Origin of the sequence: Butyricicoccus sp. AF18-9LB (assembly GCF_027684505.1) — a bacterium.
Lineage (GTDB): Bacteria > Bacillota > Clostridia > Oscillospirales > Butyricicoccaceae > Agathobaculum > Agathobaculum butyriciproducens.
The window spans coordinates 73,310-86,791 of record NZ_JAQCWA010000006.1; the positions used below are offsets into that span (position 1 = coordinate 73,310).

Below are 13,482 nucleotides of genomic sequence, written 5' to 3' on the forward strand. Positions count from 1 at the left end.
TTGATTTTAGATAGATATTACACCTTTGAGAAGAAAGGAGGACTACCATGTTTATTGATATTGCAAAAATCAAGATCGTATCCGGTAAGGGCGGTGACGGCAAGGTTGGTTTCCACCGCGAAAAGTATGTGGCAGCCGGCGGTCCGGACGGCGGCGACGGCGGCCGCGGCGGCTCGGTCATCTTCAAGGTAGATGACAATCTGTCCACGCTGCTCGATTTCCGTTACAAGAAAAAGTATGTCGCGGCTCCCGGTGAGCCGGGCGGCGGTAAGCGCTGCAAGGGCAAGGACGGTGCGGACCTGATCATTCGCGTACCGCGCGGCACGATCATCCGTGACCAGAAAACCGGTCAGGTCATGAAGGATATGTCCGACAGCGAGCCGTTTGTAGCAGCCAAGGGCGGCAACGGCGGCTGGGGCAACACGCATTTTGCAACGCCGACGCGTCAGGCACCGCGTTTTGCCAAGCCGGGTCTGCCGGGTGTCGAGCGCGACATTATCCTTGAGCTGAAGCTGCTGGCCGATGTCGGTCTGGTCGGCTTCCCGAATGTCGGCAAGTCCACGCTGCTGAGCATGGTCTCGGCGGCGCGCCCGAAGATTGCAAACTACCACTTCACGACTCTGGTGCCCAACCTCGGTGTGGTTTCGGTCGGTGAGGAGCAGAACTTCGTCATGGCCGACATTCCGGGCATTATCGAGGGCGCGAGCGAGGGTGCCGGTCTGGGCCACGACTTCCTGCGCCACATTGATCGCTGCCGACTGCTGCTGCATCTGGTTGACGCGGCAGGCAGTGAGGGCCGCGACCCAATCGACGACATTGAGAAGATCAACGCCGAGCTTGCCGGTTACAGCGAGTTTCTGGCAGCGCGTCCGCAGATCATTGTTGCCAACAAGACCGACCTGCTGGGCGATGACCGCGAGCCGGTTGAGAAGATCCGCAAGTACGCAGAGGAGCGCGGCTTCCTGTTTGCGGAGTTGTCCGCGGCGACCAATCAGGGCGTCAAGGAGCTGATGAACCTGACGTGGCATGAGCTGCAGCAGTTGCCGCCGGTATTCATCTACGAGCCGGAGTTCGTCGAGGTCGAGGAGAAGGCCGCAACCGAGAACGACTGGACCATCGAGCGCGACGGCGACGCTTACGTTGTCACCGGTGCATGGGTGGACAAGATTATGGGCTCGGTCAACATCGACGACTACGAATCCCGCCAGTATATGGATCGTATGCTCCAGTCTGCAGGCATTTACGCCAAGCTGGAGGAAATGGGCATCGAGGAGGGCGCTCCGGTCGTAATCGGAGAGTTCGAGTTCGAGTACGTTTACTAAACTGGGTGAAAGAGGACCTTTGGGTCCTCTTTTTTCATATCGTGCGGTTGATTCAGAGTGAAGAGAACGTGCAGGAGTAGCATAATGCAATATCACTAAAAAATTATATCGTACTATGTTCAACTCGCTGAAATAGTGCTACAATTAACTCAGAATGCACAAAAAGGGAGTTGACAAACTGTGCAACAACAAAAGAACGATAAAACAACCTGCCTGTTGCTTGCGCTGACCACGATTTTCTGGGGCAGCCTGTACACGGCAAGCAAGGTACTGCTCGATGTGATTCAGCCGTTCACGCTGCTGTGCCTGCGCTACATCATCGCGGCCATCGCCATGACCATCCTGCAGCGCCTGCGCAAACCCGACCCGAACGGCAAGCCGCGCAGGATCAAGGGCGGCGACTGGAAATACGTTATCATGTTCGGCCTGGGCGGCTATGTGCTGTCCATCGGTCTGCAGCAGTACGGCACCAAGCTGGCGGGAGCATCGCTGGCATCGCTCATCAACTGCATGAACCCGATCGCTATCTGCTTCTTTGCGGTGCTGCTGCTGCATGAGCGCATGACGATGAAGAAGGTCGTCTGCATTGTCAGCGCGGTTGCCGGTGCGGTCTGCATCGTCGGCGGAGACGCCGGCGGCGGTCATATCCTCGGCATAGCGCTTTCACTCGGTTCGGTGCTGACGTGGAGTGCGTTGAGCGTGTTCATGCGCTCATTCTCGCAGAAGTATGATGCGCTGACCGTCACGACTTACGGTATTTACGTTGCCGCTATCGGCACGCTGCCGCTGATGCTCCGCGAGGTCATCACCCACCCGGAGATGGACTTCCTGCACGCGAAGTACATCCTTGTGCTGCTTTATGTGGCGATTTTCTGCACGACCATTCCGCATTCGCTGTGGAATTACTGTCTCTCCCGGGCAGAGGCGAGCACCTGTTCTCTGTTTTACCCGATTCAGCCGCTCACCTCGATGGTGCTCGGTGTCCTGCTGCTGAACGAGCACATGACGGTCGGCTTTATTGCCGGTGCGGTGCTTATCGTGTTCGGTGTGCTGTATTCAACGCTCGGCAAAGAGAAAACCAGATGAGACGCCTTGGCTTTGCCCGATGTTATAGGTTAAGCTGAAAAATCCTCCTGTCTTCAGAAGAAGGCAGGAGGATTTTTTATTCAAAACGGCGAAAGAGAGATGATGATGAAGCCCAAAGGGTAAAAATGCAGGGATGCAGTTCGGACGGTGTCGGATTGCAGCCGGTTTGTTGAATTTACAATCCCAAATCCTTAAACCGCGAATACATGGACTGTACGCCGTACAGTGCCGCCACCGGATTGTGCTGCAGTACCCGGTCCTTGACGATCATAACCGTTGTCGGAACCTTGCTGTGGCGCAGAAACAGGGTATCATGTCCGACGCACAGACCGATCACGATGTTGAAATCGCAGCCGTGCGCGGCAAGCGTCTTGGCCTGCATGATCGGGTTGCACATGGACTCGTGTCCGCAGCCGCCGTTGAGCTTTTTCTCGTTCGGTACGCCGATCTCGGTCTTGTCCTGTGCACCGACCTTGCAGCCGACCGTGAAATATTCGATACCTTTTGCCTTGAGAATACGGGCGAAGATGGAAGTCTCTCGCATCAGACCGACGCAGGACGCGATGCCGATCTTTTTATAACCCATGCGCTTGATGAACTCGATGGTTTCCTCAACACGGGTCAGGCGGCCGTAAAACTCGCCTTCAATGCACGCGGAGGTGCGGGCAATCAGACCCTGTTCCGGGTCGTTGCGGTAGATTTCAAGTGTTTCCTCGAGCAGTGCCTTATCTACGTTCGTCGTCAGGCAGAACGGCGGGTACTGCTCCTCGCTGGCCGAACGGCAGCCGAGTCTGCTGCAGTCCGAGCAGCTGTGTGTGCATTTCAGTTCCGACATAATCCTTTCCTCCCTGTAAAAACAATGTTATGCCTTTGCGTTTGTGTCCTGTGCGGGCTTGGTGATTTTGCCGCTGCAGCAGTCGTCCTCAGCCTCGGCTGCTGCTGCCGGCTGGAAGCTGACAGAGGAGGCATTTGTGGATTTAGTGGCGTTATCGTTGGAAGCGTCGCTCTCCGGTGCATCCGGAACATCATCGAAGAAGATATATGCATTGTCTGCGAACTTGGTCGCATCGGTGCCTTCCTTGAGGATACCGATTTCGGTCAGCTGCTCTGCGCCCAGCTTGAGTGCGTCGTAGCCGCCCTGAACGGAGGGCTTGTAGTTGTAGGTTTCGAGGATGGCAGCGAGCAGGTCTGCATCGCCGGCGGTGTACTTCTTATCAACGATGATCTTCGCGGTTTCCTCCGGATGCTCCTCTACCCACTGTGCGCCCTTCTGTACGGCACGGGTAAATGCTGCAGCAGCTTCCGGATTTTCCTCAGCCAGCTTGCTTGTTACGAAAGCATCGCAGCAGTATTTATCCTTGTAGGTGGGATCGGTAGCGGTGTCGATGAGTGCGGTCAGGCCATACTGCTCCTGAGCAACAGCGGCCTGCGGGTCACCGAGCACGATGGCATCAACAGCCTTGTTCTGCAGCACCTGTGCAAGGTCGTTGCGGGAGAATACGGTGAACGTTACTTCGCTGCTGCCATCGGAAATGTCGATGCCCTCAGCATTGAGAGAACGCTTGGTGATGAGCGTACCTGCATCTGCCAGACCCGGAACGCCGATGTTCTTGCCCCTGAGATCAGCGACTGTCTTAATGTCGGAATCGCCCGGGACGAGCAGCTTCTGGCAGCCGGTGTGTACGCCGGTGGTGAACTTGATGGGCAGGCCGTTCTCGATGGGCTGAAGCATTTTGCCGAGCAGCTCCATGCCGACATCGACTTGATCTGCGCCGATGGCTTCGCCAACGTGAGCCGCATCGACCGTTACCTGCTCGAGTTCAATGTTTTCATCCGCGAAGTAACCGTTCTCGATCGCCATGTAGATCAGCGCGCCGCAGAGATTGCCGTGGTAGGCAAAACGCAGATGGGTTACGCCACTGTCTGAAGCGGAATCCGTTGCCGCGGAAGCGTCCGAATTGCTGCTCGAACCGCCGCAGGCGGTAAGCGAGAGCGTCAGTGCAGCTGCGAGAAGTCCGCTTGCCACTCGAAATAAAATACCGTTCTTTTTCATAGTTTTCTATCCTTTCGAGGAAAATATATAATAAAAGTAATAATAATGAACGTGAGTTCTTTAATGCGATCCTAAATATAGTAGTTGGGTTCTTTGATTGTGCCGCCGTAATGGAGCTGACGAAGGATTTCTGCACGGTAGTGAAGAAAATCCTCCGAGCTGCGTGCTCTTGGGCGGGCAAGCCGGATATCCAGCGTACCGGTGATGCGTCCCGGTCGGGGTGTCATAACGACCACCTTATCCGAAAGATACACGGCCTCGTCCACATCATGCGTTACCATGATGGCGGTCATGCCGGTTTCCTTCCAGATGCGCAGGATCTCGTCCTGCATGTTCATGCGGGTGAAGGCATCGAGTGCACCGAGCGGCTCATCGAGCAGGAGCACCTTGGGCTTGCCAACGAGTGCTCTTGCGAGAGACGCGCGCTGGCACATGCCGCCGGAAAGCTGGTGCGGATACGAATGCTCGAAGCCCTTGAGGCCGACCATCTCGATAAATTCGTCTACGCGGTCCTTTTCCTGCTTGTAGATGCCGCGGGCGCGCAGACCGAACGCGATGTTATCGTAAATCGACAGCCACGGGAACAGCGTGTGCTCCTGAAACATGAAGCCGCGGTCTGCACCGGGGGCCTTGATAGGTGTGCCGTCCAGCATCAGGCTGCCGTTGTCCATCGGGATCAGACCGGAGATCAAACGCAGCAGCGTGGACTTGCCGCAGCCGGACGGTCCAATCAGTGAAATGAACGAACCGGCGGGAATATCGAGCGAAACATTGCCGAGAGCGGTAATGCGCTCTCCGGTGGGATTGACAAAATGCTTGGATACACCCGAAATCGAAATACTTCCTACCATTTGATAACTCCTTTCTGCCATGCGAGCACGCGGTCGCGGAATTTGAACAGCAGCGTGATGAGAATGAAGAAGGTGACTGCAATGATGATCAGTCCGGCATATACGTTGGCATACGCCATCATTTCCTTCTGCCAGTTGATGTACCAGCCGATGCCGTACTTGGCACCGAGCATTTCGGCGGTGACCAGCGTGATGAACGACGAGCAGGTGCCGTTGAACAGGCCGAGGAACATATGCGGCATAGCCGCCGGAATGCCGACCTTGGCAATGCGGTAGAAGCTGCCCGCGCCGAGCGTCGAGGAGACCTCAAAGTACGAGTTGGGGATGGAAGCAATGCCGCTGCTGGTGAGCACGGTGGTCGGGAACCACACAGCCAGCGCAATCAGAAAGGCACTGGCGGAAACCGCAGTCGGGAATGCGATGAGCACGAGCGGGATCCACGCGGTGGACGGGATCGGACCGAGCACGCGGACGAGCGGCTGTACCCAGTAGGCGAAGGTCTTGTTGAAGCCGATGCCAATGCCGGTCAGCATGCCGACGACTGCACCGCCGAGCCAGCCGAAGAACAGCAGGCGTGCGGAGTATGCAAGGCAGGTCGCGAGGAACGCACTGTCCTCGACAAGAACGCCGAACACGCGGTCGAGCGAGGGAAAGTACAGTACCGGCAGAATCGCAAACTTGGCGGTCAGCAGGTTGAGAATGTTCAGCACCAGAACCGCTCCTGCATAGAACAGTGCGCTGTACGACAGCTTATCGCGCACCTTGGTGTTGCCGAGCGATATCAGCAGGGCAATCACATACACGGCCAGTCCGATGAGCAGCGCCCATGTAAAATAAGGATGTTCTGCGGCAGGATGCTGCGCGGAATCCGGCAGCAGAATATCGCAGGCGAGCGCCAGCAGAATGGAGAGAACTGGCAGCGATTTAACAAAATGCTTCACAAGGGAGAACTCCTTTCGATAAAAAAGGCAGAAGACGTATGCCTTCCGCCAGGATGGCATATGCGCGTTATTCGCACATTCGCCAGGTCACAAGGGAACGCATACACGAGCAGCGGTGCATACACATACAGCAGCGATTCATACAGTACATTCGGCTCATGACAGGTTCTCCTTTCAATTCATATAAATCCTATCGGGATTCGGTGATTGAAAGTATAGACTTCAATAACCTGATTGTCAATAGGAATACTATGATTTTTGGATAGTGTGCCAAAAACGGTTTGTCTGAAAGAGAGAATTTGTCGGTTTTCATAAAGAACCGATGCAGCAGGATTTCTTATGGGATCGGGTGGCTGAATCCATGCTTTTGTGTTACAATATTTACAGGTGATGAATATGATTTTTAAACCGCGTCCGCTCAGCAGAACCATGCTCGATGACGCTTCGCTCGTCTGCGATAAGCAGCACTGCCGCCGGATCGGTCCGTGCGGTGTTGGCCGCCGGGCATTATATTTGAACAGTTATTTTATTGACCGGCATTATTATGTGCCGTTTTCCGCCATTACGCGGGCATTTAAGTTTATAGAAGAAGGCACCGGCGGTGTCCGAAGTGTGCTTGCAGGCAGAGCCTGTCTGCTTGTGGAGTACGATAATGGTCTGCAGCAGGTGTGCTGTTTCAAGTACGAGGATCAGATCGACGAGCTGCTGCGCGTGCTGCACAAGATGCATCCGGAGATTCCGTGCGTCAGCGAGGAAGAGGAGGCAGAACTCGAGGTCGAGTGCGAGCGCCGGAGGGCGGAAGAACGCCGACGACCGCCGCTCAGCATCCGCGCCGAGCGGGAGATTGAGGAGCTGGAGAATGCGATCGCGTACCTCGAGTGTAAACCTGAGCTGTACAAGCGGCTCAGTCGTGCAGCTAAACGGCGGCGCAACTACCAGAGCAGGAGTGCAGGATATCGGTGGGCGGCTGCAGCGATCATGGTGCTCGGGGCGGCGGCGCTGATTTACAGCGTGGTGTCGCTCGTGTGCCGCGGTTTCTCCGGCGGATACCTGCTGCTGTGCCTGCTGGCGGCAGCTTTCCTGTTTGGCGGATGGCGCCTGCTGCCGACGGCGCGCAACAACAATGCGGCTGTTCTGCGCGGGGATAAGCAGGCGCGGGCACAGATGCAGAACTATATCGACCGGTTTCCGGCATTTCCGCTGCCCGCACGGTACGCGCACCCGATCGTGCTGCGCCGTATGCAGCAGGCCATCGCGGAAGGCCATGCGCTGAACGTCATGGAGGCACTTGAGGTCGTCAAGACCGATCTGCAGACCATGAATGCGGATATGCAGGTCTCGCAGGAGGAATACGCCGAGATTTCTACGATCAAGCCTCTGTTTCTGAATGCGGATTATAAGTAAGAAATCCGGCCTGAGGCTTGCAAAGCTGTTGACAACGGTATGGCTTCTCCCGTATAATAAATTCAGTAAAATGAAGTCGAAAAAGAGGGGATGGACGGATATGCTGTGTAAAAAAAGAACATGCGGCGTTCCGTTGAATCCAATAGGAAAACGATGAAAACTAAGGACCTTCTGCCCGCAAAAATGGCAGTCGGTCCTTTTTTTAGGGAGGAAACTGATATGATCGAAAATTGGAATGACGTCCATATCGTACCGGAATTCAGCGATCAGGGTGTGGACTGCTACCGTCTGGCGGGCGGCAGCTTTGTCAATGAATACTACATCGTCTCGGAGGCCGAGACCCGCAAGCTGATGAACCATCCGGAGGTTGTCGGCTACGAGGTGTATGCGTCACTCGTAACAGCTACCTCGCAGATGATGTACTACCTCAAGGAGCAGAAAAAGATCACTTCGGCGAACATTCTGTCCATTCTGCGCGGCGCACTCAACTATCCGCTCGAGGAAAGCTGCTATAAGGAGCATATCCGCGTGCATGACATCAGCTTTATGTCCAGTGAGCGCGTATTTGGCGAGAATGATGAGATGTCGCTTGATATCAAGTACTGCAAGCTGACCATGGTGCCCAACAGCACGCTGATGATCGGCGATATCATCGCCTCGGGCGAGACGCTTGTGCAGTGCCTGCGTTATGTCACCGACTATTACCGCAAGCAGGGCGCCAAGCTGCGCAACATTCTGCTGTTTACCATCGGCGGTACCCAGGGCATTGAAATCCTTGAAAAGCTGACCAGGGAAATCCGTACCTACTGGCCGGACTTTGAGGGCTTCATCACCGTGTACTACGAGGGCGTTTTCAGCTGCTACGAGGAAGGCGACAAGGGCGTTTCCGGCATCAACCGTGCGCTCATCGACTTTTACTGGAAGGGCGGCATCGTGGCGCCGGAGTTCCGCCGTCAGACGCTTTCCATGCAGAATCCGCTGTTTGAAAAGTGCACGATCTACGATGGCGGCGCACGCCGCTATGAAATCCACGAGCACATTGAAGAGGTGCTGGAATTCTGGAACGGCATTCTCGCGCGTGCCGACAAGATCGACAAGCAGGCGCTGTTGGAGGAAAAGCTGGGTCATGCGCTGCCGATTTCCTATGAGGACTGGCTGAAGGACTGCCATTACGAAAAGCTGGACGCAAAGCTGACGCGCTGGCTGTATCAGCAGGAGCGCGGCTTTGTCGAGAGCCTGAAGGACGTAACGCTGGAGGAGATCGCGCGTCAGCGCATTGACGAGTTCACCACGACGCTCAAAAAGTACATTCTTTAATAAATAAGGCAACACCACACAATTAAAGCTGCGGCGCTTTGCGGAAATTTTGTACCCTGATGTCGTTACGATTTCACGGTAATACAGCAAGTATTACCGCAAAACCGCGCCTAATCAGGATGCAAAATTTGCCCGCAAATCGCGCTTGTTCAATTATGCGGTATTGCCACAAAAAGGGGATAAGAATCTATGAAAAATGACAACACATCGGTCGATATCGACTTTGCGGAAGCGGCCGTGCCGCATTATGCGCGCCGCGGCATCGTAACCATGTTCATGATCATGCTGGGTTTCACCTTCTTCTCGGCCAGTATGTGGGTCGGCAAGGAGCTGGCAGACGGACTGGATTTCGGCGGCTTTATCATCTCCATGATCATCGGCGGCCTGATCCTGAGCCTGTACACCGGTCTGCTCGGTTACGTCGGCGCGGAAACCGGCATGAGCCTTGACCTGTTGGCACGCAAAGCCTTCGGTGTAAAAGGCTCGTACCTGCCGAGCGCGATGATCTCGTTTACGCAGATCGGCTGGTTCGGCGTCGGTATCGCCATGTTTGCCATTCCGGTTGCAAATGAGCTGCTCGGCGGCAGCACAGCGGCTGAATGGGTGCTCGTTATCATTGCGGGTGTGTGCATGACGGCCTCGGCGTATTTCGGCATCAAATCGCTGACGCTCATCAGCTATATTGCGGTTCCGTTGGTTGCAATCCTGGGTACGGTTGCCATGGTGATGGCAGTTAAACAGGGCAACGGCACGCTGATTGATCAGTTTGCCAAGTCCAGCGGTACGCTGACCGTTGTCGGCGGCGCCGGTCTGGTTATCGGCTCGTTTGTCTCCGGCGGCACGGCAACACCGAACTTCTCCCGCTTTGCCCGCAACGGCAAGGTTGGTGCGATCACGACCGTTATCGCGTTCTTTATCGGCAACTCGCTGATGTTCTTCTTCGGCGGTATTTCGTCGGTCTACGTCGGCGGCAATGACATTTTTGAGGTTATGATCAACCTCGGTCTGTTCTATCTGGCGATTCTGGTCCTCGGTCTCAACATCTGGACCACGAACGACAACGCGCTGTACACCGCCGGTCTGGGTCTGGCGAACATCTTCGGCCAGAGAAAGAAGCCGATGGTGCTGATATCCGGTATTGTCGGCACGGTGCTGTCGGTCTGGCTATACTGGAACTTCACCGGCTGGCTGAATATCCTCAACTGTACGCTGCCGCCGGTCGGCATTATTCTGGTGATGAGCTTCTTTATGAACCGAGAGAAGTACAACGACATGGAGATCACCGAAACGGTGAACTGGTTTGCGGTTATCGGCGTTCTGCTGGGCGCTGTGGTGGCAAATCTGGTTCCGTGGGGTATCGCATCCATCAACGGCATGATCGTTGCTGCTGTGTGCTATCTGGTCGGCAGCAAGGCGAAAAAATAAGCAGAATTAAAAAAATCCTCGTTTAACCCAAGGTCAGCCGAACTTGCTGACCTTGCGGTTTAATCGGGGATTTTTTATTTTGCAATTTGCGGAAATTTTCTATCACAGCATTGTCCAGACAGTTCCCTTTCCGGCTCATGCTTTGCCGGATGCCCTTCTCTTGGAGCATCCGTTGATACTGTTTGTGTTGGTACTGCCACCTCTGGTCGGAATGGAGAATGAGGTTTGTTCCGTCCGGAATTTTTGCAAACGCCTTATCCAGCATAGTCGTTACCATGCTCAGTACCGGACGGTCTGAAATCGTGTAGCTGACCAGATCGCTGCTGTGCAAAATGGGGGGAGAAACAGAAAAGGCCTGACAGCGCAGGCCCTTTCCAAAAGAGGTGTGAATTCGGGCGGTTGGGGTATCAGGAACGCCCGAAGGATCAGTTCTGATTTTTCTCGTCGTGCCGCTTGACCACGCGGATGCCGATCGTCAGCAGCACGGCGGAAATGATGGCTGTGGTGAGGACAAAGCCGTCCTGCAAGGTAAACAGGAACCGATCGGCCAGCATCACCGTGCAGATCAGCACGCTGCCGAGCGCTTCGAGCTGAAGGCCGCGCCGACGCGATAACTTAGAAAGCATATGCTCGGCCTCCTTTTACTGAACGCCCATTGCCGCCAGAATGACGCGCATGATGACAAGGCTGATAGCCGCATCAAGCAGACAGACACCGATGAGCAGCGGATGCCACTTCTTGTTGGTGTCGGTTACGAGCACGATACGCGCATAGTGTCCGATGAGCGTACCCATCAGGATACATGCCGGGAGCATCATAGACGCCTGACCGAGCGTCAGAGCGCCTGCCTCATACATGGAAGCGGCGGTCGCGCAGCCGGAGGCCTTGGCGAAGAACGCCGAGATCAGAACCGCGAAAGCCTCGCCCGGCAGACCGAACAGTCCCATGACTGGCGACATGACCGTACCGAGAATGTCCATCAGACCGGTCTCCTTCAGAATGTACACCAGTACATAGCCGAGGATCATCGCAGGGGTGATATTTTCAATGCCGACCTTGAAGCCCTTTGCGCAGCCCTTGAGGAAGGTATCTACGATTGAAGGTTTCTTTGCCTTTGCGGGTGCGGCCGCAGCCGCCGTATTGGTTGCCTGATTGCTCATTTCCGTTACCTCCTTATGCCTTGCCGCGCTTTGCACGCAGAATCAGACGGACGATGTTCGCACCGATCAGCTTGCAGACGAACATGATGACGATGCACGGGCCGAGTGCCACCGGGCAGATCGCCACGAGCGGTGCGCCGCCGGTGATGGTGTTGTTGATGCACGCCGAGCCTGCGTACTGATACGCTACGAAGATCGTGCGCTCGTCGTCCGTAATCTCGCCGTCTTCGTACAGCTCACGGGTCATGACAGCCGCAACGTCCGAACCGGTAAAGCTCGAGATGAATGCGATGCCGCACTTGCCCGGGATGCCGAGCAGCGGACGGAGCAGGGGACGAAACAGGATATCCGACGCCTTGAATGCGCCGAGCTGCTCGAATACACCGAGCAGGCCGCAGAAGAACATGACCGCCGGAATCAGATTGAAGCCTGCCATGAAGCCGTCCTTCGCGCCGGTGCCGCCCTTGCCGATGAGGTTCGCGCCTGTGTCGCCGATCTGTCCGAACGAGCCTGCCAGATTAGTAAAGTCAAGCACCTTGATCGGTCCTTCCGCCGTGCGGAACGCACCGGAGAGCACGAGAATGAGGACGATCAGTGCCAGCCATGCGCCGATACCGATCTTTTCCTTGTTTTCCGCCTGTTTCTCTTTGTTTGCCATGAGTTTATACCTCCTTATCCCTTATCTGCCGTTTATTCGGCAGTTTTGGCAAAATCGTCGTTCAGCGTATACGCTGCGCACGCCGCAAGCACGCTGCGCTGAAACAGCGATTCTACTTCCGCATATTCGTTCGGGGTGTGATTGCCCTCGCCGCGCACGCCCATGCCGCATACCGTCGGCACGCCGCATGCTACCGTGATGCCGGAGTCCGAAAGACCGCCGACCTGGAAGCAGTCGATCTCACCGAAGCCGCAGTCCTGCGCGGTGCGCTGCAAATGACGGAACAGCGCCATCACGCCATCGGTTGTGTCCATGCACTGCATGACGCGGCTCAGATCGAGCTCCGCCGTAGTATCCGGCACTGAATTATGCTCGGTCGCACGGTGCAGAATTTCAAAAATCTCATCGCGCACCTCCGCGTTTGGGAAGCGGATGCCGATGCGCACCTCGCACGAGTCGGGGATGGTGTTCTCACCGATGCCGCCGTCCACCATGCCGCAGTTCATCAGCCTGCCGCGCATGATGTCGTTCTGCGACTCGATCTCGACGATCTTGTGCGCAGCCTCGAGCACCGCCGAGCGGCCCTTCTCCGGCGCAATGCCCGAGTGGGATGCTCTGCCGTGAATCCTAATGCTGACCGGGCCGCCGCCCTTGCGGCCGACCACGAAGCGGTTGTCCATGTAGCCGGTCTCGAAGTTGAACGCTGCAAGCGCGCCTGCCGCCTCCTCTGCGAAGATCTCCTTCGCGTCCGAACGCATATGCAGGTTTTCCTCGTCGCTTGCGAAGATGAACTTGATCGGGCGTTCCTTCCAGTCCACGCTGTCGAGTGCCTTGACCGTGTACAGTGCCATGACCAGACCGGCCTTCATATCCAGCACGCCGGGGCCGTGCGCCATGCCGTTCTCGTCTACGCGGAACGGATTTTCCTTCGCCGCGCCCTCCTTGAACACGGTGTCCATGTGGCCGATGAGCAGAAGCGGCGCTTTAGAGCTGCCGGGGTTCCACTCGCCGATGAGCATGTCACCGGAGTTCTGAATGGCGCGGACACGGGTGTGGATGCCGGCGTTCTCCATCTCGCGGCGCAGGATGCTGCAAACCGCGTTCACGCCGTCGATTTGCGTCGTGCCGCTCTCCATGTTCACCAGCTCGCGCCAAAGGTTCAGCATCGGTTGTCTGTTTTCGTCGATGTACTGGCGGATCTGCGTGTAAATTTGCTCCATTTTCGTATACCTCCTCTATTGAAAGCCCGTTGTACCGGGGCTTAG

14 protein-coding genes are annotated in these 13,482 nt (G+C 55.9%); 5 read left to right on the top strand and 9 right to left on the bottom strand.

Translation table 11 applies throughout. The features are described from left to right. The first annotated feature begins 47 nt into the window (after nt 1-47). Nucleotides 48-1,322, top strand: coding sequence for a GTPase ObgE (gene obgE / locus PGY33_RS05635; protein WP_110436007.1), 1,275 nt, complete (start codon nt 48-50; stop codon nt 1,320-1,322). 180 nt (nt 1,323-1,502) lie between these two features. After that, complete coding sequence (locus PGY33_RS05640) at nt 1,503-2,408, top strand: DMT family transporter (RefSeq protein WP_118480941.1); 906 nt, start codon at nt 1,503-1,505, stop codon at nt 2,406-2,408. A 175-nt stretch (nt 2,409-2,583) separates the two neighbouring features. On the opposite strand, the gene PGY33_RS05645 is transcribed toward PGY33_RS05640, so the two are convergent. The 4 genes from PGY33_RS05645 to PGY33_RS05660 all read right to left on the bottom strand — a co-directional run bounded on the left by PGY33_RS05645 (nt 2,584) and on the right by PGY33_RS05660 (nt 6,253). Then, complete coding sequence (locus PGY33_RS05645) at nt 2,584-3,243, bottom strand: DUF1847 domain-containing protein (protein WP_110436009.1); 660 nt, start codon at nt 3,241-3,243, stop codon at nt 2,584-2,586. A 27-nt stretch (nt 3,244-3,270) separates the two neighbouring features. Then, nucleotides 3,271-4,461, bottom strand: coding sequence for an ABC transporter substrate-binding protein (locus PGY33_RS05650; protein ID WP_118480943.1), 1,191 nt, complete (start codon nt 4,459-4,461; stop codon nt 3,271-3,273). 71 nt (nt 4,462-4,532) lie between these two features. Then, entirely contained in the window at nt 4,533-5,312 is a 780-nt protein-coding gene (locus PGY33_RS05655) for an ABC transporter ATP-binding protein (protein ID WP_118480945.1), read from the bottom strand. After that, entirely contained in the window at nt 5,306-6,253 is a 948-nt protein-coding gene (locus tag PGY33_RS05660) for an ABC transporter permease (RefSeq protein ID WP_243038517.1), read from the bottom strand. Before PGY33_RS05660 ends, PGY33_RS05655 begins: the two co-directional genes overlap by 7 nt. A 396-nt stretch (nt 6,254-6,649) precedes the next feature. Here PGY33_RS05660 and PGY33_RS05665 point away from each other — a divergent pair, with 396 nt between their 5' ends. The 3 genes from PGY33_RS05665 to codB all read left to right on the top strand — a co-directional run bounded on the left by PGY33_RS05665 (nt 6,650) and on the right by codB (nt 10,399). Then, complete coding sequence (locus PGY33_RS05665; RefSeq protein ID WP_118480949.1) at nt 6,650-7,657, top strand: ATPase P; 1,008 nt, start codon at nt 6,650-6,652, stop codon at nt 7,655-7,657. A 219-nt stretch (nt 7,658-7,876) separates the two neighbouring features. After that, nucleotides 7,877-8,974: a hypothetical protein gene (locus PGY33_RS05670; protein ID WP_192924471.1), complete on the top strand. Its 1,098-nt coding sequence runs from the start codon at nt 7,877-7,879 to the stop codon at nt 8,972-8,974. A gap of 189 nt (nt 8,975-9,163) precedes the next feature. Next, the gene (gene codB, locus PGY33_RS05675) at nt 9,164-10,399 is read left to right on the top strand and encodes a cytosine permease (RefSeq protein ID WP_118480951.1); all 1,236 of its coding nucleotides are present in this window, start codon (nt 9,164-9,166) and stop codon (nt 10,397-10,399) included. A 22-nt stretch (nt 10,400-10,421) separates the two neighbouring features. On the opposite strand, the gene PGY33_RS05680 is transcribed toward codB, so the two are convergent. The 5 genes from PGY33_RS05680 to PGY33_RS05700 all read right to left on the bottom strand — a co-directional run bounded on the left by PGY33_RS05680 (nt 10,422) and on the right by PGY33_RS05700 (nt 13,437). Further along, nucleotides 10,422-10,730 (bottom strand): DDE-type integrase/transposase/recombinase, encoded by a 309-nt coding sequence (locus PGY33_RS05680; protein ID WP_270477691.1) that lies wholly within the window; start codon nt 10,728-10,730, stop codon nt 10,422-10,424. 94 nt (nt 10,731-10,824) lie between these two features. Then, nucleotides 10,825-11,025: a hypothetical protein gene (locus tag PGY33_RS05685; RefSeq protein WP_118361023.1), complete on the bottom strand. Its 201-nt coding sequence runs from the start codon at nt 11,023-11,025 to the stop codon at nt 10,825-10,827. A 15-nt stretch (nt 11,026-11,040) separates the two neighbouring features. Continuing rightward, entirely contained in the window at nt 11,041-11,559 is a 519-nt protein-coding gene (locus tag PGY33_RS05690) for a nucleoside recognition domain-containing protein (protein WP_118480955.1), read from the bottom strand. Nucleotides 11,560-11,572: 13 nt separating this feature from the next. Continuing rightward, the gene (locus PGY33_RS05695) at nt 11,573-12,217 is read right to left on the bottom strand and encodes a nucleoside recognition domain-containing protein (protein ID WP_118480957.1); all 645 of its coding nucleotides are present in this window, start codon (nt 12,215-12,217) and stop codon (nt 11,573-11,575) included. Between the two features lie 32 nt (nt 12,218-12,249). Then, nucleotides 12,250-13,437 (bottom strand): M20/M25/M40 family metallo-hydrolase, encoded by a 1,188-nt coding sequence (locus PGY33_RS05700; RefSeq protein ID WP_118480959.1) that lies wholly within the window; start codon nt 13,435-13,437, stop codon nt 12,250-12,252. Between the last annotated feature and the right edge of the window lie 45 nt (nt 13,438-13,482).